25 protein-coding genes are annotated in these 24,104 nt (G+C 61.1%); 14 read left to right on the forward strand and 11 right to left on the reverse strand.

Annotated elements, in window-relative coordinates; translation table 11 throughout:
• Positions 1-41: 41 nt before the first annotated feature.
• Both nadD and ACHPFG_RS27815 read right to left on the reverse strand, forming a co-directional pair.
• The gene (gene nadD / locus ACHPFG_RS27810; RefSeq protein ID WP_065910068.1) at positions 42-686 is read right to left on the reverse strand and encodes a nicotinate-nucleotide adenylyltransferase; all 645 of its coding nucleotides are present in this window, start codon (positions 684-686) and stop codon (positions 42-44) included.
• Positions 686-1,951: a glutamate-5-semialdehyde dehydrogenase gene (locus ACHPFG_RS27815; RefSeq protein ID WP_131700094.1), complete on the reverse strand. Its 1,266-nt coding sequence runs from the start codon at positions 1,949-1,951 to the stop codon at positions 686-688. The genes nadD and ACHPFG_RS27815 overlap by 1 nt, the downstream gene beginning before the upstream one ends.
• A 175-nt stretch (positions 1,952-2,126) precedes the next feature.
• Between ACHPFG_RS27815 and ACHPFG_RS27820 the strand changes: the two genes are divergently transcribed.
• Both ACHPFG_RS27820 and ACHPFG_RS27825 read left to right on the forward strand, forming a co-directional pair.
• Positions 2,127-2,810 carry a DNA-3-methyladenine glycosylase gene (locus ACHPFG_RS27820; RefSeq protein WP_131700093.1) on the forward strand — a complete coding sequence of 228 codons (684 nt, stop codon included), beginning with the start codon at positions 2,127-2,129 and terminating at the stop codon, positions 2,808-2,810.
• 25 nt (positions 2,811-2,835) lie between these two features.
• Positions 2,836-4,152, forward strand: a complete 1,317-nt coding sequence (locus ACHPFG_RS27825) for a bifunctional DedA family/phosphatase PAP2 family protein (RefSeq protein WP_431701013.1) — start codon at positions 2,836-2,838, stop codon at positions 4,150-4,152.
• On the opposite strand, the gene ACHPFG_RS27830 is transcribed toward ACHPFG_RS27825, so the two are convergent.
• The 4 genes from ACHPFG_RS27830 to ACHPFG_RS27845 all read right to left on the reverse strand — a co-directional run bounded on the left by ACHPFG_RS27830 (position 4,146) and on the right by ACHPFG_RS27845 (position 6,140).
• Positions 4,146-4,361, reverse strand: coding sequence for a hypothetical protein (locus ACHPFG_RS27830; protein ID WP_131700091.1), 216 nt, complete (start codon positions 4,359-4,361; stop codon positions 4,146-4,148). The genes ACHPFG_RS27825 and ACHPFG_RS27830 overlap by 7 nt on opposite strands.
• Before the next feature lie 100 nt (positions 4,362-4,461).
• Entirely contained in the window at positions 4,462-5,052 is a 591-nt protein-coding gene (locus tag ACHPFG_RS27835; RefSeq protein WP_431701014.1) for an LON peptidase substrate-binding domain-containing protein, read from the reverse strand.
• Positions 5,053-5,073: 21 nt separating this feature from the next.
• The gene (locus tag ACHPFG_RS27840; RefSeq protein ID WP_184746293.1) at positions 5,074-5,790 is read right to left on the reverse strand and encodes an LrgB family protein; all 717 of its coding nucleotides are present in this window, start codon (positions 5,788-5,790) and stop codon (positions 5,074-5,076) included.
• Positions 5,787-6,140 carry a CidA/LrgA family protein gene (locus tag ACHPFG_RS27845; protein WP_131700088.1) on the reverse strand — a complete coding sequence of 118 codons (354 nt, stop codon included), beginning with the start codon at positions 6,138-6,140 and terminating at the stop codon, positions 5,787-5,789. Before ACHPFG_RS27845 ends, ACHPFG_RS27840 begins: the two co-directional genes overlap by 4 nt.
• Before the next feature lie 164 nt (positions 6,141-6,304).
• On the opposite strand from ACHPFG_RS27845, the gene ACHPFG_RS27850 reads away from it, so the two are divergent.
• The 3 genes from ACHPFG_RS27850 (at position 6,305) to ACHPFG_RS27860 (ending at position 9,255) form a co-directional block, all read left to right on the forward strand.
• Positions 6,305-6,760, forward strand: coding sequence for a MaoC family dehydratase (locus ACHPFG_RS27850; protein WP_027605226.1), 456 nt, complete (start codon positions 6,305-6,307; stop codon positions 6,758-6,760).
• A gap of 105 nt (positions 6,761-6,865) precedes the next feature.
• A complete protein-coding gene (locus ACHPFG_RS27855; RefSeq protein ID WP_431701015.1) occupies positions 6,866-8,584 on the forward strand; it encodes a C13 family peptidase in 1,719 nt (572 codons plus the stop codon).
• Positions 8,585-8,613: 29 nt separating this feature from the next.
• Complete coding sequence (locus ACHPFG_RS27860; RefSeq protein ID WP_027605224.1) at positions 8,614-9,255, forward strand: oxidoreductase; 642 nt, start codon at positions 8,614-8,616, stop codon at positions 9,253-9,255.
• Between the two features lie 76 nt (positions 9,256-9,331).
• On the opposite strand, the gene ACHPFG_RS27865 is transcribed toward ACHPFG_RS27860, so the two are convergent.
• From ACHPFG_RS27865 to ACHPFG_RS27880, 4 genes are all read right to left on the reverse strand, one after another.
• Positions 9,332-9,616: a YceK/YidQ family lipoprotein gene (locus tag ACHPFG_RS27865; RefSeq protein WP_027605223.1), complete on the reverse strand. Its 285-nt coding sequence runs from the start codon at positions 9,614-9,616 to the stop codon at positions 9,332-9,334.
• Complete coding sequence (gene ubiX, locus ACHPFG_RS27870; protein ID WP_131700085.1) at positions 9,609-10,238, reverse strand: flavin prenyltransferase UbiX; 630 nt, start codon at positions 10,236-10,238, stop codon at positions 9,609-9,611. The genes ACHPFG_RS27865 and ubiX overlap by 8 nt, the downstream gene beginning before the upstream one ends.
• On the reverse strand, positions 10,235-11,584 hold the full coding sequence (gene mpl, locus ACHPFG_RS27875) for a UDP-N-acetylmuramate:L-alanyl-gamma-D-glutamyl-meso-diaminopimelate ligase (RefSeq protein ID WP_339451672.1): 1,350 nt from the start codon (positions 11,582-11,584) through the stop codon (positions 10,235-10,237). Before mpl ends, ubiX begins: the two co-directional genes overlap by 4 nt.
• Before the next feature lie 73 nt (positions 11,585-11,657).
• A complete protein-coding gene (locus ACHPFG_RS27880; RefSeq protein WP_431701016.1) occupies positions 11,658-13,553 on the reverse strand; it encodes a sigma-54-dependent Fis family transcriptional regulator in 1,896 nt (631 codons plus the stop codon).
• A gap of 272 nt (positions 13,554-13,825) precedes the next feature.
• On the opposite strand from ACHPFG_RS27880, the gene exaC reads away from it, so the two are divergent.
• The 9 genes from exaC to ACHPFG_RS27925 all read left to right on the forward strand — a co-directional run bounded on the left by exaC (position 13,826) and on the right by ACHPFG_RS27925 (position 23,162).
• Positions 13,826-15,346, forward strand: a complete 1,521-nt coding sequence (exaC, locus tag ACHPFG_RS27885; RefSeq protein ID WP_431701017.1) for an acetaldehyde dehydrogenase ExaC — start codon at positions 13,826-13,828, stop codon at positions 15,344-15,346.
• 147 nt (positions 15,347-15,493) lie between these two features.
• Positions 15,494-16,927 (forward strand): ethanolamine permease, encoded by a 1,434-nt coding sequence (gene eat / locus ACHPFG_RS27890; RefSeq protein WP_053138146.1) that lies wholly within the window; start codon positions 15,494-15,496, stop codon positions 16,925-16,927.
• A 57-nt stretch (positions 16,928-16,984) separates the two neighbouring features.
• Entirely contained in the window at positions 16,985-18,379 is a 1,395-nt protein-coding gene (locus tag ACHPFG_RS27895) for an ethanolamine ammonia-lyase subunit EutB (RefSeq protein WP_131700081.1), read from the forward strand.
• Positions 18,376-19,209 carry an ethanolamine ammonia-lyase subunit EutC gene (eutC, locus tag ACHPFG_RS27900; RefSeq protein WP_339451674.1) on the forward strand — a complete coding sequence of 278 codons (834 nt, stop codon included), beginning with the start codon at positions 18,376-18,378 and terminating at the stop codon, positions 19,207-19,209. The genes ACHPFG_RS27895 and eutC overlap by 4 nt, the downstream gene beginning before the upstream one ends.
• Positions 19,210-19,301: 92 nt before the next feature.
• Positions 19,302-19,760, forward strand: coding sequence for a GNAT family N-acetyltransferase (locus ACHPFG_RS27905; RefSeq protein WP_131700080.1), 459 nt, complete (start codon positions 19,302-19,304; stop codon positions 19,758-19,760).
• A 299-nt stretch (positions 19,761-20,059) separates the two neighbouring features.
• On the forward strand, positions 20,060-20,716 hold the full coding sequence (locus ACHPFG_RS27910; RefSeq protein WP_131700079.1) for a DedA family protein: 657 nt from the start codon (positions 20,060-20,062) through the stop codon (positions 20,714-20,716).
• A gap of 6 nt (positions 20,717-20,722) precedes the next feature.
• Positions 20,723-21,538: a zinc-dependent peptidase gene (locus tag ACHPFG_RS27915; RefSeq protein ID WP_131700078.1), complete on the forward strand. Its 816-nt coding sequence runs from the start codon at positions 20,723-20,725 to the stop codon at positions 21,536-21,538.
• Between the two features lie 108 nt (positions 21,539-21,646).
• Complete coding sequence (ppa, locus tag ACHPFG_RS27920) at positions 21,647-22,174, forward strand: inorganic diphosphatase (protein ID WP_003176323.1); 528 nt, start codon at positions 21,647-21,649, stop codon at positions 22,172-22,174.
• 214 nt (positions 22,175-22,388) lie between these two features.
• Positions 22,389-23,162: a LexA family transcriptional regulator gene (locus ACHPFG_RS27925; protein WP_131700077.1), complete on the forward strand. Its 774-nt coding sequence runs from the start codon at positions 22,389-22,391 to the stop codon at positions 23,160-23,162.
• Between the two features lie 300 nt (positions 23,163-23,462).
• Here ACHPFG_RS27925 and ACHPFG_RS27930 read toward each other — a convergent pair whose 3' ends face one another.
• Positions 23,463-23,699: a hypothetical protein gene (locus tag ACHPFG_RS27930; RefSeq protein WP_184746285.1), complete on the reverse strand. Its 237-nt coding sequence runs from the start codon at positions 23,697-23,699 to the stop codon at positions 23,463-23,465.
• Between the last annotated feature and the right edge of the window lie 405 nt (positions 23,700-24,104).

Here is a 24,104-nt window from a genome sequence, read left to right on the forward strand (position 1 = left end):
GCGCTCGCTGCACGACTGTTCGTGCGTTCAAGCGCGCCTTTTCAGTTCGACGCACGGTAAAGCCCGTGCGCATCGATGTAGGCCAGGACCGCGTCAGGCACCAGGAAACGTACCGACTTCCCGCTGGCCAGCAGTTGACGGATCTGGGTGGCGGACACCGCAAGCGGGGTCTGCCAGACGAATGCAATATTCCCGTTTGGCCCGGTCAGGGCCAAGGGGTCACTTACCGACCGCGCGGCCAGCAGGTTGCGCAAGGCATCCGGCGGTTCGCTGTCGGCATCCGGGCGTTGCAAAACCAGGATGTGGCAGTGCTGGAGGAGTTCCTCCCAGCGATGCCAAGAGGGCAGGCCGCAAAATGCGTCCCAGCCCAAAAGCAGAAACAACTGGTCATCCGCGGCCAACTCGGCGCGCATCAGCTCCAGGGTGTCGACAGTGTAGGACGGTTTATCGCGTTTGAGCTCACGATCGTCCACCACCAGCGGCGGTATGCCCTCTACGGCCAGGCGTACCATTTCCAGGCGCTGCTGCGGCGACACCTGCGGGGTATCGCGATGGGGCGGCCGGAAATTAGGGATCAGGCGCAGCTCATCCAACGCCAAGGCATCCGCGACTTCCAGGGCACTGCGCAAATGGCCGATGTGCACGGGGTCGAAGGTACCGCCGAGCAGCCCGATGCGTTTAGCCATCAAGTGCGCACATGACCGTCGCCGAACACCACGTACTTCTCGCTGGTCAGGCCTTCCAGGCCAACCGGGCCGCGTGCGTGGAGCTTGTCGGTGGAGATGCCGATCTCCGCCCCCAGGCCATACTCGAAGCCGTCGGCAAAGCGCGTCGAGGCGTTGATCATCACCGAAGCGGAATCCACTTCGGTGAGGAAACGCCGGGCGTCGCTGAAATGCTCGGAAACAATGGCGTCGGTGTGCTTGGAACCGTACTTGTTGATGTGTTCGATAGCCTGGTCCAGGTCGTCGACGATGCGGATCGACAGGATCGGCGCCGTGTACTCGGTGTACCAATCCTCTTCGGTGGCTTCGATCACGTCCGCGCCCAACAGGGCACGGGTGCGTTCGCAACCGCGCAGTTCCACACCCTTGTCACGGTAGATGGCAGCCAACGGCGGCAGCACGCGCTCGGCAATGCCGACGTGCACCAGCAGGGTTTCCATGGTGTTGCACGGCGCGTAGCGGTGGGTCTTGGCGTTGTCGGCGATGCGGATCGCCTTGTCGATGTCGGCGGCGATGTCGATGTACACGTGGCAGACGCCGTCCAGGTGCTTGATTACGGGCACCTTGGCATCGCGGCTGACGCGCTCGATCAGGCTCTTGCCACCGCGCGGTACGATCACGTCGACGAATTCCGGCAGGGTGATCAGCGCGCCGACAGCGGCACGGTCGGTGGTTTCGACCACTTGCACCACGTCGGCCGGCAACTCGGCCACGGCCAGGCCCTGCTGGATGCAGGCGGCAATGGCGCGGTTGGAATTGATCGCCTCGGAACCGCCACGCAGGATGGTGGCGTTACCCGACTTGAGGCACAGGCTCGCGGCGTCGATGGTCACGTTCGGGCGCGACTCATAGATGATGCCGATCACGCCCAGGGGCACGCGCATCTTGCCGACCTGGATACCGGACGGCAGGTAACGCATATCGCGGATTTCACCGATGGGGTCAGGCAGCTTGGCCACCTGACGCAAACCTTCGATCATGTCGTCGATACGGGCCGGGGTCAGCGCCAGGCGATCCAGCAGGGCCGGCTCCAGGCCATTGGCGCGGCCGTTGGCCAGGTCCAGTTCGTTGGCGGCAGTCAGCTCGGAGCGCGAAGCGTCCAGAGCATCGGCGGCGGCCAGCAGGGCACGGTTCTTCTGCGCGGTGCTCGCACGGGCGATCAACCGCGAGGCCTGACGGGCAGCGCGACCCAGGCGGGTCATGTAGTCAAGAACGGACTCAGTCATGGTCAGGGAGTCTTGGCAAAGAGGAAAGCGGCAGATTATAGCTGTGACGCCGCCCGACTGACAGCGGTGAGGGGCGGAAGGTCGAAATGAACTGTAAAAACCTGGGGTTCAGCCGTAATTAAGGTGGGAGTTGTTATTATTCCGTCACATTTAGCCGTATTAACCCCAGACCACCATGCCCAGTTCTTCGCCCCAACTCCCCGCCAGCGCCCTGCCCGACAGCTTCTTCGACCGTGATGCGCAAATACTCGCGCGAGACTTGCTCGGAAAAGTCATACGCCATCGTGTCGGCGATATCTGGCTTTCGGCGCGAATTATTGAAACCGAAGCCTATTACGTGGCCGAAAAAGGCAGCCACGCCTCGCTTGGCTACACAGAAAAGCGTAAGGCTTTGTTTCTGGATGGTGGGCATATCTATATGTACTACGCCCGTGGCGGGGATTCGCTGAACTTCAGCGCGCAGGGGCCGGGCAATGCCGTGCTGATCAAATCGGCCTATCCATGGGTCGATGAAACCTCCGGGCCCGCCAGCCTGGCGCAGATGCTGCTGAACAACCCGAATGCCGATGGCAGCCCGCGCGCGTCGCAAAAGCTGTGTGCCGGCCAGACGTTGCTGTGCAAGGCGCTGGGCCTGAAGGTGCCGATGTGGGATGCCAAGCGCTTTGATCAAGAATTGCTCTATGTGGAAGACGTCGGCCAGACACCGACGCACATCATCCAGACCACCCGATTGGGCATCCCCAGCGGCCGTGACGAGCACTTGATGTACCGCTTCGTCGATGCTGGCTATGCGCCCTATTGCACGCGGAACCCACTGCGCCGGGGCCAGGTCGAAGGCCGCGACTACTTTTTGATTTGAATCTGTGGCGATGGAGTGAAGATTTATGGGCCAGTGGCTCGATAGCATTACCGGCTGGCTGACCCTCAACCCGCAATGGCTGGCGGCGGCGGTGTTTATCGTCGCGTGCGTGGAATGCCTGGCCATTGCCGGGCTGATCGTGCCGGGCACGGTGTTGCTGTTTGCCATTGCGGCACTGGCTGGCAGCGGCGCCTTGTCCCTGAGTGAAACCCTGCTGATGGGGTTCCTGGGAGGCTTGTTGGGCGACGGGGTTTCCTACTTCCTGGGGCGACACTTCCATCAGAACATCCGCCGCCTGCCAGGCCTGCGCCACCACCCGGAATGGATGAACGGCGCGGAAACCTACTTCCACAAATACGGCATCGCCAGCCTGCTGGTGGGCCGCTTCATCGGGCCATTGCGGCCGATGCTGCCGATGGTCGCCGGGATGTGCGACATGCCGTTCCCGCGTTTCGCCCTGGTCAGCCTGCTGGCAGCAGCGGGTTGGTCGGTCGCCTACCTGCTGCCGGGCTGGGCGACCGGCGCTGCATTCCGTTTGCCATTGCCGGAAGGGTTCTGGCCTGAGGCGGGGGTTGTTACAGCCTGCCTGGCGATCATGCTGGGGCTGAGCCTGAACACCAGCGTGCGCGGCCATCGTCGCGCGACCTTATGGATAGGTTGCGCCAGCCTGACGTTGTTGATCGCCCTGTTTATCGGCTATACCCACCTGGACGACTTCGACCACGGCCTGAGTGCGCTGGTGCAGGAGCATCGCAGCCCCTGGCTGGACCAGACCATGGTGATGGTGACCCAGTTGGGCGAGTTCAAGAAAATGTTCTTCGCCAGCGCCGTATTCACGGGTCTGCTGCTACTGGCGCGGCAATGGCGCCATGCCGTGTTTGTCGGTGCAACCCTGGCCGGGGCGGCGGTGATCAATACCGGGACCAAACTGTTTTTCGCCCGCGGCCGCCCGGAAATCCTCACCGACCCATTGACCAGCTTCAGCATGCCCAGCGGCCACGCCTCTGGTGCGTTTGCGTTTTTTCTGGCGTTGGCGGTGCTGGCCGGTCGCGGACAACCCACGCGCCTGCGCCTGACCTGGATGCTGCTGGGCTGTATTCCTGCGGCCTTCATCGCGCTGTCACGGGTCTACCTCGGCGCCCATTGGCCCACCGACATCCTGGCCGGCACGCTGCTGGCAATGACCGTCTGTGCATTCAGCCTCACCGTCTGCCAGTACCGCAGCCCATTGCCGCCGATGCCGCAGAAGGCCTGGTGGCTGGTATTACCCGCCGTGGTGGCGGTGCTCGGTTTCATTGCCTTTACCGGCACCCCCCACGCGCTGCTCAGGTACGCCTACTGATCCTGGGCCGGGCCGAGCCAATCAACTGGCGCGGCGCGGCGTTCAATACACCGCTCGCGTCGCTCCAGCAACATCTCATCAGCTATTTCCGCGGCGCGTTCAGCGATGTATTCCGGACCGCGCTTGGCGTCCAACCGCAGCAATTGCGCGGCAATACTGCCAAAAAAAGCGTCCCAGGCTGCCTGCTCCGATTGCACTAGCCGAATCATGTTCATCCCCGATCATTGTTGAGTGATCGGCGACTATTTCAGCCCACGCACCGGGAGCAACGAAGAAACATCTGAAAATGGTGCAGGGCTGATCCGAAACTCAGGTGAACAACTCACCCTGAAGTTCATCGAGCAGCATCTGGATCGCATCCAGCCGCTGCTGCGGGTCGTCGAGTTGCAGCAGGTCGATCTTGTCGGCCTCGGTGAACGGCAACAGATAAGCCAGTTGATTGCCCAAGGCTTGCTGGCCATCGGCATGGGTGCCCATGTCCAGCGACGCGACCATCGGATGTTCGGCCAGGGCCTGGAGCAAAGCCAGCAGGTCGGCATCCTCTTCTTCCAGCGCCTGGTCCGGCAGTTCTTCCAGCCATTGCACCTCGGCTATCAGCAACTGGTCCTTCTGCACACCGGCGTCACGCACGCGGAAGCGTCGCCCGCCTTCGACGCGAATCCCCAGCAGGCCGTTGTCCTGCTGCTTGAAGTCGCGAATCAACGCTTCGCAGCCGATCAGCGCATAGCCATCCGGGGCCATGCCCACCTCCTTGCCATCGAGGATGCACACCACGCCGAAGCTTTCGCCCTTTTTCATGCAGCGGCTGATCATGTCCAGGTAGCGCGCCTCGAACAGTTGCAGGTCGAGGGTGCAGCCAGGGAACAGCACGGTATTGAGGGGGAACAGCGCCAGACTCATAAAGGCATCCTTAAACCCGGTTTAAACAATCACTGACACGGCCAGCGGCAGGAATACCGCTGTGGCTACGCCCATCAGACTCATGGCCAGCGCCGCAAAGGCGCCACACTCTTCGCTTTCCTGCAGGGCCACCGAGGTGCCGACGGCGTGGGCAGTCATGCCCAGCGCCATGCCGCGCGCCTCGGGACTGTACACCCCAAGACGCGAGAGTAACGCCGGGCCAACCATCGCGCCCACCACCCCGGTGATCAGCACAAACACTGCCGCCAAGGCTGCCACACCGCCGATCTGCTCGGCCACCAGCATGGCAATCGGCGATGTCACCGACTTCGGTGCCATGGTCATCAACATCCTGTGTTCGGCGCCAAACCACCAACCCAGCAGTACGCACAGGCCGGTGGCCAGCACGCCGCCTATCACCAGCGTAGTAAAAATCGGCCAGAACAATTGGCGAATGCGGCGCAGATTGAGATAAAGCGGCACGGCCAGCGCGACGGTGGCCGGGCCCAGCAAAATCCCCATGATCTCCGTGCTCTTGCGGTACTCGGCGTAGCTCAGGCCGCACGTGAGCAACACGCCGATCACCAGCAGCATGGAGACCAGCACCGGTTGCAGGAAAATCCAGCGGGTTTTCTCAAAACCCGCCAGCACCAACTGATAGGCGCCCAGGGTGATACCGATACCGAACAGCGGGTGATGAATCACAGCCGTCCACGCGCCGTGCCAGTCGAAGATCATTGATCCTTCTCCTTGCGCTTGACCATGCGTTCCATCAACAACCCGACAAAGCCCATGGCGATCACCAGCGACAACACCAGTGCACCGACGATGGCCCAGAAATCAGCGGCAATATCCTTGGCATACACCATCACCCCCACCGCCGGCGGTACCAGCAGCAACGGCAAGTAACGCAACAAGCTACTGGCCGCAAGGCTCAGGGGCTCGCCGACTTCGCCACGCCAGATCAGGAAACCGAGCATCAACAGCAGACCGATGATCGGCCCCGGTAGTACCGGCACCAGCAAATGATTGATCGCCGTGCCGATCAATTGAAACAGCACCAGCCATGTCAGACCGCGTAACAGCATCCGTTCTCTCCCCCTCAAGACCCGCCCGCATTATAAGCATGCCCGCCCTATGCCCCGGCATTCGCCAAAAGCATGGTGGGTTGACCGGGCTGGATGCCCATGATGATCTACATTGGTTCTCTGTAACCCCAAAAAACAGAACCGATGAACCAAGGAGAGACGCAATGCCCTATGTACCCGTAGCGCAGCTCAAAGATTATGTCGGCAAGGAACTGGGACGTTCCGAATGGCTCACCATCGACCAGGCACGTATCAACCTGTTCGCCGAAGCCACCGGCGATCATCAGTTCATCCACGTCGACCCGGTCAAGGCCGCGCAAACCCCGTTCGGCAGCACCATCGCCCACGGTTTCCTGTCGCTGTCGCTGATGCCCAAGCTGATGGAAGACATCCTGATCGTGCCCGAAGGCCTGAAGATGGCGGTCAACTACGGCCTGGACAGCGTGCGTTTCATCCAGCCGGTGAAGGTCAACTCCAAGGTGCGCCTGAACGTGACCCTCACCGATGTCACCGAGAAAAAGCCCGGCCAGTGGTTGCTCAAGGCCACCGCTACCCTGGAAATCGATGGCCAGGAAAAACCCGCTTACGTTGCCGAGTCGTTGTCGCTCTACTTCGTGTAAGCCCATCCCTGTGGCGAGCCACTGAAACTCGCCACAGGGTATGTAAATTTATGTATGAAACTCGCAGCTGCGGCATACTCGGCGCTCAAATATCCGGATCCCGCTATGCGCCCACTCGCCCCCCTTGCCCTTGCCCTGTTGCTCACCGCTTGCGGAAACGGCGAATCGCTGTTGCCGCCCGATGCGCGCCTGCCCGATGGCGGCCGTTACCGGGGCGATGTGGTCAATGGCTTGCTGCAAGGCCAGGGGCGCGTGGATTACCCCAACGGCAGCTGGTACGCCGGGCAGTTCGACAAAGGCCAGTGGCACGGCCAGGGCGAATGGCATGGCAGCAACGGCGAAATCTATAAAGGCCAGTTCCAGCAAGGCCTGTTCGACGGCCAGGGCAGCCTGACCACAGCCGGCAGCCACTATGTCGGCGGCTTCAAGAACGGTCGGCGCAACGGCGAAGGCACCCTCAAAGAAGGGCAGATGACCTATCGCGGCGAATTCAAGGACGACCAGTATTCCGGCCTCGGCCGCCTGGAACTGGCCGACGGCAGCCAGTATCAGGGCCAGTTCGCCCACGGCAAGCCGAACGGCGAAGGCCAGCGCAATGACGACAGCGGCAACCAGTTCAGTGGCCACTTCGTCGACGGCCAGCTGGAGGGCAACGGTACCTTCAACAGCGCGGACGGCGACATCTATGTCGGCCAGTTCAAACAGAACCAACTCAACGGCAAGGGCCGTTACGAAAACGCCGATGGCGACGTGTGGATCGGCCAGTTCAAGGAAGGCGCACTCAGCGGCAAGGGCGAGTTGATCGGCGTCGACGGCAGCCATTACGTCGGCCAGTTCAGCGATTGGCGCTTTACCGGCGAAGGCCGCCTGAACCTGACCGACGGCAGCTTCTACATTGGTGGCTTCGACAGCGACAACTATCAAGGCCGCGGCACCCTGGTACTCACCGACGGCACCGTACAGGCCGGCACGTGGGTCAACGGCATGCGCGTGCGTGATGCCGACGGCAAGCTGTTGCCCGATCCGCTGGAAATCGGCGTACTGGCCCAGGGTCGCCTGTTGGACGCCGCCCTCGCCGCCGTGCCCGTCTCTACCCCGGCCGTGGAGCTGTACACCTTGGCCGTGGCCGGCGACGGCAAACAGAGCGTGTTCCTGCGCGAAGCCGATTACGTCAGCAATATGCTCGCCACCCGCTTCGGCGCACGTGGGCAGATCCGCCTGGTCAACCATCGCGACCATATCGCCGACCGGCCGCTGGCCACCCGCGAAAGCCTGCGCCGTGCCGTGCAAACCCTGGCCGAGCGCACCGGCCCGGAAGACCTGGTGTTTATCTACATGACCAGCCACGGCACCCACGAACACGAGCTGGTGCTGGACCAACCACGCATGGAACTGGCCGATCTGCCCGCCGACGAGCTGGCCGCCGTGCTCGCGCCGCTGAAAAACCGCGACAAGATCGTCGTGATTTCGGCTTGCTACTCCGGCGGCTTCATCCCCGTGCTCAAAGACGAACGCACCCTGATCATGACCGCCTCGCGCGCCGACCGCGTGTCCTTCGGTTGTTCCGAAGAGGCCGACTTCACCTACTTCGGCGACGCCCTCTTCGCCCAAGCCTTCAACCAGACCGACGATTTGCAGCAAGCCTTCAAGCTGGCGCAGTTGCATGTGAGCGAACGCGAGCAGGCAGACAACTTCGAAGCGTCCGAACCGCAGATCTGGGCCCCCAAAGGCGTGATCGCCCATTGGCAATTATTACGCAAGCAGCAGGCACGAAAGGCGCTGGAAAGCGTCTCAATGAATAGCAAGGAAGCCAAAGGCAACTAAGCTGTAACGTGTAACAAGGGGGAAACACCATGTACCTGACACCTCAGCATATCCTGCTCGCCGGCGCCTCTGGCCTCACCGGCGAACACCTGCTCGATCGCCTGCTCAACGAACCCACCGTGACCCGTGTACTTGCACCCAGCCGCAAACCGCTGGCCGAGCACCCGCACCTGGAAAACCCGGTGGGCGACCCGGCGGTGTTTCTGCCGCAACTGAGCGGCCAGGTGGATATTGCTTTCTGCTGCCTGGGCACCACCATCAAGAAAGCCGGTTCGGAAGAAGCTTTTCGTGCCGTCGACCTGGATATGGTCGTAGCCTTTGCCAAGCGCGCGCGGGAGATGGGCGCGCGGCACCTGATCGTGATCAGTGCAATTGGCGCCGACCCGAAATCCTCGGTGTTCTACAACCGGGTCAAAGGCGAAATGGAACAGGCGTTGAAGGCGCAAGACTGGCCACAGCTGACCATCGTGCGGCCTTCGTTGCTGCTGGGGGAGCGGCTGGAACCGCGCTTGGCCGAGCAATTGGCCGGGCCGCTGTCACGGTTGATTCCGGGGAAATACCACGGCATTGAAGTCTGCGAACTGGCCCGGGCCATGTGGCGCCTGGCGCTGGAAGAGCAGGACGGGGTGCGGGTGGTGGAGTCGGACGAACTGCGCAAGCTCGGTAAATAAGGCCGAACACAAAGCAAAAATGTGGGAGGGGGCAAGCCCCTCCCACATTGGTTTTGTGATGCGTTTAAAATCCGGGCTAGAGCCCGCCAGTCGCGTTAAACCCTACCCCCAGCACCGTCAACACTGACAGCGGCAATAACAGCGTGTCGAGCAACGCGCTGGCTGGCAGGTCGACGCCGGGATAGCTGGGCGCCTCGGCACCGAACCGGTCCTTGGCGCAGCAACCTCCGTTCATTGCATACAAATCCAACCGCGTGCCGGCATACACCACCGGCGCGCCGGGCTGCGCGGCGTCCAGGGTACGTGCGGTGGCGCAGCCGGCCAGTTGCAGCGCCAGTATCACCAACAGTGCCTTATTCATCGCTGCTCAAATGGTGTTCGCCCCAACGCGGCAGCATGTCCTGGGGGATATTCAACAGGTTGAGAATGCGTGCCACCACGAAATCCACCAGGTCATCGATGGTCTGCGGCTGGTGATAGAAGCCGGGCGACGCTGGCAAGATAGTCACCCCCAGGTTCGACAGCTTGAGCATGTGTTCCAGATGAATGCTCGAGTACGGCGCCTCACGCGGCACCAGGATCAACTGGCGGCGCTCCTTCAGCGTCACGTCGGCGGCGCGTTCAATCAGGTTGTTGCAAGCGCCCGTGGCAATCGCCGACAACGTACCGGTGGAGCACGGCACCACCACCATTGCCGCCGGCGCGCCAGAACCCGATGCCACCGGAGACATCCAGTCTTCCTTGCCATAGACCTTGATCTGCCCCGCCGCCGCACCGGTGTACTCGGTGAGAAAGGCTTGCATCATCTGCACCTTGGGTGGCAGCGCGACATCAGTCTCGGTGGCCATCACCAACTGCGCGGCCTTGGAGATCAGGAAGTGCACCTCACGATCCTCACGCACCAGGCAATCCAGCAGGCGCAAGCCATACGGCGCGCCGGATGCGCCGGTCATCGCCAGGGTGACGCGTTCCGGGCCACTCATTTCAGCGCCTCGGCCAGTTTGCCGTGCAAGCCGCCGAAGCCGCCGTTGCTCATGACCACCACATGGGCGCCAGGCTTGGCCTGGTGCTTGACGAACTCAATGATGCCCTCGATGGAATCACAGACTTTCGACGGCACCGTGCACTGCGCCGCAATCGCCGGCAGGTCCCAGCCAAGATTGGCCGGTGCGTACCACACCGCCTGGTCGGCATCGTTAACGCTTTCCGGCAGGCCGTCGCGGTGGGCGCCGAGCTTCATGGAGTTGGAGCGCGGCTCGACAATCGCGATTACCTGGGCATCACCGACACGCTTGCGCAGGCCGTCCAGCGTGGTAGCAATCGCAGTCGGGTGGTGGGCAAAGTCGTCGTAGATGGTAATCCCATTCACCTCGGCGACTTTCTCCATGCGCCGCTTCACACTCTTGAATGCACTCAGCGCCGCGATGCCCATGGACGGCACCACGCCCACATGGCGCGCGGCGGCCAGGGTGACCAGAGCGTTGGCAACGTTGTGCTGGCCGGTCATGTCCCAATCGACAATGCCTTGGGCTTGCCCCTCGAACAGCACTTCAAACCTGGAACCGTCTTCACTGAGCAACTTGACCTGCCATTGCCCGCCCGCCCCGGTGGTTTGCACCGGGGTCCAGCAGCCCATCTCGATCACGCGCTGCAAGGCTGGCTCGGTGGTCGGGTGGATGACCAGACCTTCGCTGGGAATGGTGCGCACCAAATGGTGGAACTGTCGCTCGATAGCCGCCAAGTCTGGAAAGATGTCGGCGTGATCGAACTCGAGGTTGTTGAGGATCGCCGTGCGCGGACGGTAGTGGACGAACTTGGAGCGCTTGTCGAAAAAGGCGCTGTCGTATTCGTCGGCTTCAATCACGAAAAAAGGCGTATCGCCCAGACGCGCAGAGACCGAGAAGTTCTGTGGCACGCCGCCGATCAGGAAGCCCGGGCTCATGCCCGCGTGCTCCAGCACCCAGGCCAGCATGCTGCTGGTGGTGGTCTTGCCATGGGTGCCGGCAACGGCCAAGACCCAGCGACCTTGGAGCACATGGTCGGCCAGCCATTGCGGGCCGGACACGTAAGGCAAGCCTTTGTTGAGTACGTACTCGACGGCCGGATTGCCCCGGGACATGGCATTGCCGATCACCACCAGGTCCGGCACCGGGTCGAATTGCGCCGGGTCGTAACCCTGGGTCAACTCAATGCCCTGAGCCTCCAGTTGCGTGCTCATGGGCGGGTAAACATTGGCATCGGAGCCCGTTACATGATGGCCCAGCTCTTTGGCCAGAACCGCCATCGAACCCATGAAAGTGCCGCAGATACCAAGAATATGAATGTGCATAGTCGACCTCGTAAACATCGAGGCAGGTTAGCGCAGGGGGGCGAAAATCGCACTCTTTAGCTGTAGGACCGATCTATGGAGCAGCCCGTGCAATGCCGTGCCGGCGCAGCTTTCTATACAGCGTGTTACGGCTGACACCCAACTGCTCCGCCGTGTGGGTCATGTGCCAGCGTTGTTGCTCCAGGGCAGTGAGCAGGGCGAGTCGTTCGGCGTCCCCCAGGGGCGACTCTGCAAGCCTGGCCTCGGCGACCGGCTGTGGCCGAGCCTGGCGGATCAACGCTGGCAAATCCTCAAGACCGACCCGCCCGTCGTCACACAGCGCTGCCAGCGTACGCAACACCGTGCGCAGTTGCCGGACGTTGCCCGGCCAGGGGTAGGTCAGCAGCGCCGAGCGCGCTGCCGGGTCGAGTTGTACGCTCTGCCCACTCGCCTCCTGCGCCAGCAGGAAATCCAGCAACTGAGGCTTATCGCTGCGTTCACGCAACGCTGGCAAACCGACTTCCAGGCCGTTGAGCCGGTAGTACAAGTCTTCCCGAAAACTTCCGTCCTGCACGCGCTCCAGCAAATTCCGGTGAGTCGCGCTGATAATTCTGACATCAACCGCCTGGGGCTCACCGCCGATGGGCACCACCATGCGGTCCTCCAGCACCCTTAACAGGCGCGTCTGCAGCGCCAACGGCATATCGCCGATTTCATCGAGGAACAGCGTGCCGCCGTCGGCCTGTTGCAACTTGCCCTGCATGCCGTCCTTGCGCGCGCCGGTAAAGCTGCCGCCGCGATAGCCGAACAGTTCGCTTTCGATCAGACTTTCCGGGATGGCGGCACAGTTGAGGGCAACGAAAGCCTTGTCGGCGCGCTGGCTGGCGTGATGCACCGCCTTGGCGAAGGCCTCTTTGCCGGAGCCGGTTTCGCCGTTGATCAGCAAGGGCACATCACGCTCGAATACCCGCAGCGCTTTCCGGAAGTCACTCTGCAGTGTCGGGTCGCCCAGGCAGATACCGGCCAGGCGCACGGGCTCAGGCTTGACGATGGGCACAGGCACACTGCGCGATTGACCGCGCAAAGCCGCGAACAAGTGCCGGCCATCCCGCGTGCGCAATGGCCAACTGGCGGTGGCATTGGCACTGGCGCGACCGAGCAGTTGGTCCAGGGAACACTCGAAAAACGCCTCCACCGGTTGCCCCATCAAGCCGCCCCGAACCTGACCCAGCAGGTTGAGTGCGCTCTGGTTGACGGCACAAATCCGGCCCTCGCCGTCAAACGCCAGCAGCCCTTCACTGAACAGGCCCACCGACTCGGCCTGCAGATGAAAGCGCAGCAGCCAATGGTTTTCAAAGTGACGCAGGAAGTAGCAACTCTCGATCATCTTCGCCGACAGGTTGACCAGCGCCATGGTGTGGAATTGGCTCTGGCGCGACACCTCCTCCCGGGCCGACGACACGTCCAGCACCGCCAGCAGGTCGCCATGGGGGTCGAATACCGGGCTCGCCGAACAGGTCAGTCCAGTGTGGCGCCCACGAAAATGTTCATCGCGATGAATGGTCAACGACTGGCGTTCCACCAGGCAGGTGCCGATGCCGTTGGTGCCCTCGCACGCTTCGCTCCAATCCGCACCGAGCCACAACCCGGCGCGTTCGAAAATCTTGCGCTCGGACGGCGCCGTGACACAGTTGAGGATCACCCCACGCGCATCGGTCAGCAGCACCGCATGGCCAGCGCCCGACAGCTGCTGGTGCAGGCTGTTCATCTCGCTGCCGGCGATATGCAGCACCTGTTGCAGGCGCTCACGGCTTTCCAGCAGGCGGCCATGCTCAAGCACCGTAGGGGCGATGGTTTGCGCAGGGTCGAGATGGTAGTCCTCCAGACAGCGCAGCCAGGAACGGGCGATGGACGGGTCGCTGGACGGATCGCGCCCGCGCGCCACGGTGAGGACTTGCTGGGCATGGCGACTGAAATGATCGTTATGCATGTTCTTATTATTCTCCCTGCGTGAGAGCAACCAGCATCCCCCAGGCACCCAGCCAATGCAATCCCGGACCGACCCGCCGGTCACGGCGTGTACCGTTTATGGCACAAACTGTCACAGCGCCTGTACCACCTGTGTCACAGCAACGCTTTGCAACAAACCCCAACCCCTTGATTTCCCTGGCCTGCAAAGCAGTGGCCCAACCTTTGCTCTACGCTTTACCAAGCGCTTGCGCGCTGCACTCCAATAAACATAAAAGCCAGGAGATACCCACCATGCGTTACGCACACCCCGGTACTGAAGGCGCGATCGTTTCGTTCAAGGCCAAGTACGGCAACTACATTGGTGGCGAATTCGTTGCCCCGGTCGATGGCAACTATTTCACCAACACCTCGCCGGTCAACGGCAAGCCTATCGCCGAATTCCCGCGCTCCACTGCCAAAGACATCGACAAGGCGCTGGACGCCGCCCACGCTGCCGCTGACGCCTGGGGCAAGACCTCGGCCCAGGACCGCTCGCTGGTGCTGCTGAAAATCGCCGACCGCATCGAACAGAACCTCGAACTGCTGGCCATCACCGAAACCTGGGACAACGGCAAGGCCGTGCGTGAAACCCTCAACGCCGACATGCCGCTGGCGGCTGACCACTTCCGCTACTTCGCAGGCTGCATCCGCGCCCAGGAAGGCACCAGCGCCGAGATCAACGAACACACCGCGTCCTACCACTTCCACGAGCCTCTGGGCGTGGTCGGCCAGATCATCCCGTGGAACTTCCCGCTGCTGATGGCCGCCTGGAAACTCGCCCCGGCCCTGGCCGCCGGCAACTGCGTGGTACTCAAGCCCGCCGAGCAAACGCCGCTGGGCATCAACGTGCTGATGGAAGTGATCGGCGACCTGCTGCCACCGGGCGTGCTGAACGTGGTGCACGGTTTCGGCCGCGAAGCCGGCGAAGCCCTGGCCACCAGCAAGCGTATCGCCAAGATCGCCTTCACCGGCTCCACGCCGGTGGGCTCGCACATCATGCACGCGGCGGCCGAGAACATTATCCCGTCCACTGTTGAGCTGGGCGGCAAGTCGCCGAACATCTTCTTCGCCGACATCATGAAAGCCGAACCGTCGTTCATCGAGAAAGCCGCTGAAGGCTTGGTGCTGGCGTTCTTTAACCAGGGCGAAGTGTGCACCTGCCCATCCCGTGCGCTGGTGGAAGAGTCGATCTACGACGAGTTCATGAAAGTAGTGATGAAGAAAGTCGAGCAGATCAAACGCGGCGACCCGCTGGACACCGACACCATGGTCGGCGCCCAGGCGTCCGAGCAGCAGTTCGACAAGATCCTGTCCTACCTGGAAATTGCCAAGGGCGAAGGCGCGCAACTGCTGACCGGCGGCAAGGTCGAGCAGCTCACTGGCGACATGGCCGGCGGCTATTACATCCAACCGACCCTGCTCAAGGGCACCAATGAAATGCGCGTGTTCCAGGAGGAAATCTTCGGCCCGGTGGTGAGCATCACCACCTTCAAGGACGAAGCCGAAGCCCTGGCGATTGCCAACGACACCGAGTTCGGCCTGGGCGCCGGCGTGTGGACCCGCGACATCAACCGCGCCTACCGCATGGGCCGTGCGATCAAAGCTGGCCGCGTGTGGACCAACTGCTACCACCTGTACCCGGCGCATGCCGCGTTTGGCGGTTACAAGAAGTCCGGCGTGGGCCGTGAGACACACAAGATGATGCTGGATCACTACCAGCAGACCAAGAACCTGCTGGTGAGCTACGACATTAATCCGCTGGGCTTCTTCTAACTAACCCCTCCCCTCCCACAGTTGAAATGCACTCAAATGTGGGAGGGGTTTGCCCTCTCCCACACTTTGCTCTCCACAAGTACTTGCGAATTGCATTCGGCACACAGAGGCCGAGTTAAAAACAATAACAATGAAAGGTACTTCTTCATGCCTAGCGAACCGACTGGATCTTCTGTCGACTTCGAAAAAGTCGACTCCCAATACTTCCAACAACGCGAACTTAAAAAAGGTGCCGCCGGCTGGGTGCTGCTGGTCGGCCTTGGCGTTGCCTACGTCATCTCCGGCGACTACGCCGGCTGGAACTTCGGCCTGGCCCAGGGTGGCTGGGGCGGTATGTTCCTCGCCACATTGCTGATGGCCACCATGTACCTGTGCATGTGCTTTTCCCTGGCCGAACTGTCTTCCATGATCCCCACCGCCGGCGGTGGCTACGGTTTTGCCCGCAGTGCCTTCGGGCCCTGGGGCGGGTTCCTCACCGGCACCGCCATCCTGATCGAATACGCCATCGCCCCCGCCGCCATCGCGGTGTTTATCGGCGCCTATTGCGAGTCGCTATTCGGTATCGGCGGCTGGATGATCTACCTGGCGTTCTACATCATCTTTATCGGCATCCATATCTTCGGCGTCGGTGAAGCCTTGAAGCTGATGTTCGTGATCACCGCCATCGCCGCGATTGCACTGGGCGTGTTTCTGGTGTCGATGGTGCCGCACTTCAATGTCGCCAACTTGCTGGATATCCCGGTAAGCGAAGCCAAGGGCGCCAGCACCTTCCTGCCATTCGGCTACGTCGGCGTGTGGGCGGCGATCCCCTATGCGATCTGGTTTTTCCTTGCCGTAGAAGGCGTGCCGCTCGCCGCCGAAGAAACCAAGAATCCCAAGCGCGACCTGCCCCGGGGCTTGATCGGCGCCATTGTAGTGCTGACCAGTTTTGCCCTGTTGATCCTGGTGATCGCACCGGGCGGCGCGGGCACCTACGCGCTGATCAAATCCGGTAACCCGCTGGTGGAAGCGCTGGCGCTGTCATATGGCGGTTCGACCTGGATGGGCAGCTTCGTCAACCTAGTCGGCCTGGCCGGCTTGATCGCCAGCTTTTTCTCGATTATCTACGCCTATTCACGGCAGATCTTTGCCTTGTCCCGTGCCGGCTACCTGCCGCGCAAACTGTCCCAGACCAACAAGAGCAAGGCACCGGTACTGGCCCTGGTGATTCCCGGGATTATCGGTTTCGGCCTGTCGCTGACCGGCCAGGGGGATTTGCTGATTCTGGTGGCGGTGTTTGGCGCGACCATTTCCTACGTGCTGATGATGGCCGCGCACATCACGCTACGCATCCGTCGCCCCAAAATGGACCGTCCTTATCGCACGCCGGGCGGCATCTTCACGTCCGGTGTCGCCCTGGTACTGGCCTGCGTGGCCGTCGTTGCGGGCTTTTTGGTGGATCCACGGGTGGTGATTGGCGCCGCAATCATCTATGGAGTATTAATTGCTTACTTTGCTTTCTACAGCCGGCATCACTTGGTAGCAGGCACGCCCGAAGAAGAATTCGCCGCGATCCAGGCCGCAGAGGCCGCCTTGCACTAACTGCCGTAAACCTCGACGCGGGTTCCTCCCCTGCCCGCGTCGTCAAGGAGACACTGTATGGCAAGCTTTTCCCACGCGGTGGGTGCACAGACCTACCGCTTCGACAGCCTCAAGGACGTGATGGCCAAGGCCAGCCCCGCGCGTTCCGGGGACTTTCTCGCCGGCGTCGCCGCGCAGAACGATGGTGAGCGGGTGGCGGCGCAAATGGCGCTGGCCAATATCCCGTTGAAACACTTCCTCGAAGAAGCGCTGATCCCCTATGAAAGCGATGAAGTCACCCGGCTGATCATCGACACCCATGACAAGCAGGCTTTCGCCGTGGTCAGCCACCTGACCGTCGGTGGCCTGCGCGACTGGCTGCTGAGCGACGCCGCCGATGAACAATCCCTACGCGCATTGGCGCCGGGGCTGACACCGGAAATGGCAGCGGCTGTGTCGAAGATCATGCGCGTGCAGGACCTGGTGCTGGTAGCGCAGAAGATTCGGGTGGTCACTCAGTTTCGCGGCACCATGGGCCTGCGCGGGCGCCTGTCGACCCGCCTGCAACCCAACCACCCGACCGACGAGCCGGCGGGCATCGCCGCGAGCATCCTCGACGGCCTGCTCTACGGTAACGGCGACGCCATGATTGGCATCAATCCGGCCACCGACAGCATCGCCTCGATCTGCGCCATGCTGGAGATGCTCGACGCCATCATCCAACGCTACGAAATCCCCACCCAGGCCTGCGTGCTGACCCACGTCACCACCTCCATCGAAGCCATCAACCGCGGCGTGCCGCTGGACCTGGTGTTCCAGTCGATTGCCGGCACCGAAGCGGCCAATGCCAGTTTCGGCATCAGTCTGAGCGTGCTGCAGGAAGGTTACGAGGCGGGCTTGAGCCTGAACCGGGGCACCTTGGGCCAGAACCTGATGTATTTCGAAACCGGCCAGGGCAGCGCCTTGTCGGCCAACGCGCATTTTGGCGTCGACCAGCAAACGTGCGAAACCCGCGCCTATGCGGTGGCCCGGCATTTCAAGCCGTTCCTGGTGAATACCGTGGTCGGTTTTATCGGCCCCGAGTACCTGTACAACGGCAAGCAGATCATTCGCGCGGGCCTTGAAGACCACTTCTGCGGCAAGCTGCTCGGCGTGCCCATGGGGTGCGACATCTGCTACACCAACCATGCCGAAGCCGACCAGGACGACATGGACACCCTGCTGACCCTGCTGGGTGTCGCCGGGATCAACTTCATCATGGGTATCCCCGGCTCCGACGACATCATGCTCAACTACCAGACCACCTCATTCCACGACGCCTTGTACGCTCGCCAAACATTGGGTTTAAAGCCGGCGCCGGAGTTTGAACAGTGGCTGGCCAAAATGGGCATCTTTACGCAAGCCGACGGCAAGGTGCGCTTCGGCAACAGCCTGCCACCGGCGTTTCGCCACGCCCTGGCGCAATTGGGATGAAGGAGCCGCCTGTGCAACTCGACCTGCCTGAAAACCCGTGGCTGGAACTGCGCCGCCTGACCCCGGCGCGGATTGCGCTGGGCCGCACCGGCACCAGCATTCCCACCAACGCACAGCTTGATTTTCAGTTCGCCCACGCCCAGGCGCGGGACGCGGTGCACCTGCCCTTCGACCATGCCGGCCTGAGCAGTCAGTTAGCCGAACGTGGGCGTGACAGCCTGTTGCTGCACAGTGCCGCAACCGACCGGCATAGCTACCTGCAACGTCCGGATTTGGGGCGGCGCTTGAGTGATGAATCGGCCCAGAGCCTGCGGGATTACGCGGCTGCGCATCCGGGCGGCATGGACCTGGCGGTCGTGGTGGCTGATGGTTTGTCGGCGCTGGCGGTGCATAAACATACGTTGCCGTTTCTTACGCGCATGGAAGAACAGACCCACGCCGAAGGGTGGTCCTTGTCGCCGGTGATCCTGGTGGAACAGGGCCGCGTGGCGGTGGCCGACGAAATCGGGCAACTGCTCGGCGCCAGGATGGTGGTGATCCTCATCGGTGAACGGCCGGGGCTCAGTTCGCCGGACAGTTTGGGGCTGTATTTCACCTACAACCCCAAGGTCGGCCTCACCGATGCCTATCGCAACTGCATCTCTAATGTACGCCTGGAAGGCTTGAGCTATGGCATGGCGGCCCATCGCCTGCTGTACTTGATGCGAGAGGCGTGTCGCCGGCAGCTGTCGGGGGTCAACCTGAAGGACGAGGCCCAGGTTCAGACGATCGAATCCGACGACCCGGACCTGATGAAGGGCAATTTCCTGCTCAGCCCACCCACCGACTGATCCCGGCACGATTGCGCTTTTTCGCGTCTTTAGGCAGCATCAAGTCACGGCCGCTCGTGTGGTCATACCCCATTTGGAAGTTGAGGCCTGGCATGCGGATTACTCAAGCGACCCTGGAACACCTGGACCTGTTGACCCCATTGTTCGTCAAGTACCGCGAGTTCTATGGGGCCCTGCCCTTTCCGGATTCGTCACGGGCCTTCCTGGAAAAGCGCCTGCGCCGCAAGGAGTCGGTGATCTACCTGGCCCTGGCCGATGACGATGACAAACGCGTGCTCGGGTTTTGCCAGCTTTACCCGAGCTTTTCCTCGCTGTCGCTTAAACGTGTGTGGATCCTCAACGACATCTATGTGGCCGAAGACGCGCGCCGACAACTGGTGGCGGACAATTTGATACGCACAGCAAAGAAGATGGCCAAGGAGACCCATGCGGTCCGGCTGCGGGTGTCGACCAGCAGTAATAACCAAGTGGCGCAAAAGACGTACGAGTCAATCGGGTTTCGGGAAGACACCGAGTTCAAGAACTACACGTTGCCGATCAGCGAAGACTGATTCCCTTACACGTAGACACCCTGTGGGAGGGGGCTGCCCCCGATAGCGGCTTTTCAGTCAGACTATTTATAACTGACACGGCCTCATCGGTAGCAAGCCCCTCGCACAGCGGGTTATGTGGCGCCCAGCGCACCGTGTACTGCGACATCCCCCGCTACAAAACCAACACGCTTTTCACCTCTCAATCCGTATAATGCGGACCTTTCAGGGTTGTAAGAAACACTACATACACGTGTAGCCTTATTACCCGAGCTTCCGCACAGGCCTGCCGAGTCGGGCCGTTCACACAGGTGCCATCCATGGATTTCAACCCGCTCGACCTTATCCTGCATCTCGACGTGTACCTCGACATGCTGGTAACCAACTATGGTCCGTGGATATACGCCATTCTGTTCCTGGTCATCTTTTGCGAAACCGGCCTGGTGGTCATGCCGTTCCTGCCAGGTGATTCGCTGCTGTTTATCGCCGGCGCCGTCGCTGCGGGCGGCGGCATGGACCCGGTCTTGTTGGGCGGGCTGTTGATGTTGGCGGCGATTCTCGGCGACAGTACCAATTATGTGATCGGGCGAACGGCGGGAGAACGCCTGTTCAGCAACCCGAACTCGAAAATCTTCCGCCGCGACTACCTGCAAAAGACCCACGATTTCTACGACAAGCACGGCGGCAAAACCGTGACCCTGGCGCGCTTCCTGCCGATCCTGCGGACCTTTGCGCCGTTCGTTGCCGGTATCGCAAAAATGCCTTACCCACGCTTCTTCGGCTTCAGTGTGCTGGGCACCATCCTCTGGGTCGGCGGCCTGGTGACCCTGGGCTACTTCTTCGGCAATGTGCCATTTATCAAGAAAAACCTCTCGCTGCTGGTGGTGTTCATCATCCTGCTGTCGCTGGTGCCGATGATCATCGGCGTGTTCCGCAGCCGCTTTGGCCGCACGTCTTCAGAAGCCAAGTCGCAGTAACCCGGCATGTGGTCCCTCAGCGCCTGGCGTCGCCGGCGCCTGCTGGCCAAGCACCCGATTGCCGATGACACCTGGCAGCGGGTGCGCCACCACCTGACCTTCCTCGACGGCATCAGCGCCGAGCAGGACCAGTGGCTGCGCGAAGCCTGCGTGGTGTTCCTCGCCGAAAAACACCTCACCGCCCTGCCCGGCGTCGAGCTGCACCAGGAACAACGCCTGCTGCTCGCCGCCCAGGCGCAATTGCCGCTGATGAACCTGGGTGACCTCGACTGGTACCAGGGTTTCCATGAAATCGTGCTGTACCCCGACGACTTCCTCAGCCCCCAGCGCCATCGCGACAGCAGCGGCATCGAACACGAGTGGGACGGCGAACACAGCGGCGAAGCCTGGCAGCAAGGCCCGGTGATCCTCGCCTGGCCGGGCGTACTGGCCAGCGGTCAGTGGGAAGGCTACAACCTGGTGATCCACGAACTGGCCCACAAGCTCGACATGCTCAACGGCGACGCCAACGGCCTGCCGCCGCTGCACCACGACATGCGCGTGCAGGAATGGGCCAGCGTGATGCAGAGCGCTTATGACGATCTCAATCGCCAACTGGACGCCAACCCCGACGCCGAGACGGAGATAGACCCCTACGCGGCGGAAAACCCGGCGGAGTTCTTTGCGGTCACCAGCGAATATTTTTTCAGCGCCCCGGATTTACTCGTCAACCGTTATCCACAGGTGTACGCCCAACTCAGCCGCTTTTACCGCCAGGATCCCTTGGCCCGCCTGACCCAACTGCAAGCGCACGACCCGCGTTATCAGCCACAAGGCGAATGACCGTACGACGTCTGGCGCATGGCATCGCCGTCAGAATATGCCTATAATCGCCGCCACTTTTAGGCCAATCCGGCCATGTCATATGGCCAACTACGGGGGCAACGCCCAATGAGCTACAGCAAGATTCCGGCTGGCAAAGACCTGCCGAACGACATCTACGTCGCCATCGAGATTCCGGCCAACCACGCGCCGATCAAATACGAAATCGACAAAGACAGCGACTGCCTGTTCGTTGACCGTTTCATGGCCACCCCGATGTTCTACCCGGCCAACTACGGTTTTATCCCTAACACCCTGGCCGACGACGGTGACCCCCTCGACGTGCTGGTCGTAACCCCTTACCCGGTTACCCCAGGCTCGGTCATCCGCGCTCGCCCAGTCGGCATCCTGAACATGACCGACGACGGCGGCGGCGACGCCAAAGTGATCGCAGTGCCACACGACAAGCTGTCCCAGCTGTACGTGGACGTGAAGGAATACACCGACCTGCCGCCACTGCTGCTGGAACAGATCAAGCACTTCTTCGAGAACTACAAAGACCTCGAAAAAGGCAAATGGGTGAAGATCGACGGTTGGGGCAACGCAGACGCCGCCCGCGCCGAAATCATGAAGTCGGTCGCAGCCTACAAAGGCTGATACCCGCTACTCATTGCCTCGGCAATTGAAAAAGCCCCGATTATTCGGGGCTTTTTTTGTGGGAAAAATTAAACGACAAGTTCAATGCTTTATAAGCTTAGTTTAACCACCGCTAAAATCCGAAGTAACAAGCTACAACTAAGCAAAAACCTACAGGCCTAACTCAACGCATGGTTTATTTGATGTGTTTTCTCGGCCAGTAAACTCTGCGTTTATGAATACATCAGGTGATCGCTTAAAAGCGCTATTAAGGGAAGTTCATCTTTCCGCCTCCGACTTCGCCAAGAACCGTGGTGTCACGCCTCAACACGTGAACAACTGGTTCAAACGCGGTGTACCCATGGGCCGACTCAACGAGATCGCAGAACTGCTGTGTATCTCCAGCCGTTGGCTACGCACCGGCGAAGGCCCCAAACACCCACCGGCCAACTTCCTGCTGGAAGGCCCGAGCATCAGGAAAGGACTCCCCACCCGCGAAGAAAGTGGCAAATACCTCACAGGCCCCGCCTGCAGCCCGGAAAAAATCGACGTGGAGATCCCCCTCCACCCCACCTTCACCTCAACCGAACGCATCCGCGTCTCCCTGCACACCCTCGAAACCCTCAACGTCAACCCCGACCGCGCGCTGGGCGCGTACATGGTCGACAACAGCATGATCGACATCATCCAACAAGGCGCCACCCTCGCCATCGACAAAGGCCGCACCCAAATCATCGACGGCGAAATCTACGCCGTCGAACACGATGGAATGCTACGCATCAAATACCTCTACAACCGCCCAGGGGGTGGTTTGCGCATGCGCAGCCACAACGCCGGCGAACACCCGGATGAATACCTGACACACGAGCAACGGTTTGAGCAGAACTTCCAGATCGTGGGCTGGGTGTTCTGGTGGTCCACCCTCAACAACCGCCGCCCACCCGTGCCGCTGGATGAGCATCTTTTGGGCTGGGAAGGCTCTAAATCGGAACCGGAGGTGGGCAACTGAGGTGAATGTGGGTATCATGCGCCGCACATTTGGCAGGGGGTTGCGTTGCGCTATCCACCCTGCTCGGCGATGCGGAGGATTTCCCGCGGATGCCCCTACTATTCAGCCCGACGCAATGTGGGCTGAGCGATTTGAAGGCTGCTGAGGTTTGTCAAAAACAAGCTGAGGCGGTCACAGAGAAGCCGGCCACAAGCCGGCTTTTTAATGCCTGATAAGTATCGTTACTCAATTGTCCAACAGCTATTGGACAATTGAGTAATCAAAAGCGGGTTGCTATACCCTGCCCTTCTCTCAGTCGCCTTACGCGGGCTGCATACACTCCACAGCCCGTTCCGCTACCATCTTTGCCATCTCCACCAAATGCATCACCGCTCTCTGCGGCGCACCCAATGGCTCACCGAGCACTTGCGATGTAGCCACCGCACACTGCAGCAACTCAGCCACACGCACCCAGGCATCCTCAAAGCTCAATTCTTCATTGACAACAAAAGGGTAGGTCGCACCCGATGACGGCGAATCCGCAACAACGTTATCCATAGCAAACCTCCAATCGATAATTTGGAGCTGCCACTAACCGCGACTAAACGAAAGGTGGCAGCTGTACGCAGGTTAGTCGACCGGTCGATTGGAAACCCGGCGCACCCGGAGGTGCCCTGCGCACAGCCACCATAAGATGCAGGCGAAGGGGCCTGACTCATGAGTTGCTTATGCGCCAATCGAATCCGGGCGACTAAACCCGATCGCTGAATGTGCAGCGACGATTCGCAGCCTAGTCGTGCATTTTCGCTAGCGCAAGCGGCTGGGATTTTCTAGGAAATGTCCCGCAAATGAAAGGGATCTAACCTGCTGGCACAACGAATTCGAGAACGCTGTGGGACTGCTGACTCCTATGATTTTTCAGCAGTCCTCCATGATACGTACGGCCATTACATGTCAAAGTGA

Source organism: Pseudomonas sp. BR20 (assembly GCF_050780135.1).
Lineage (GTDB): Bacteria > Pseudomonadota > Gammaproteobacteria > Pseudomonadales > Pseudomonadaceae > Aquipseudomonas.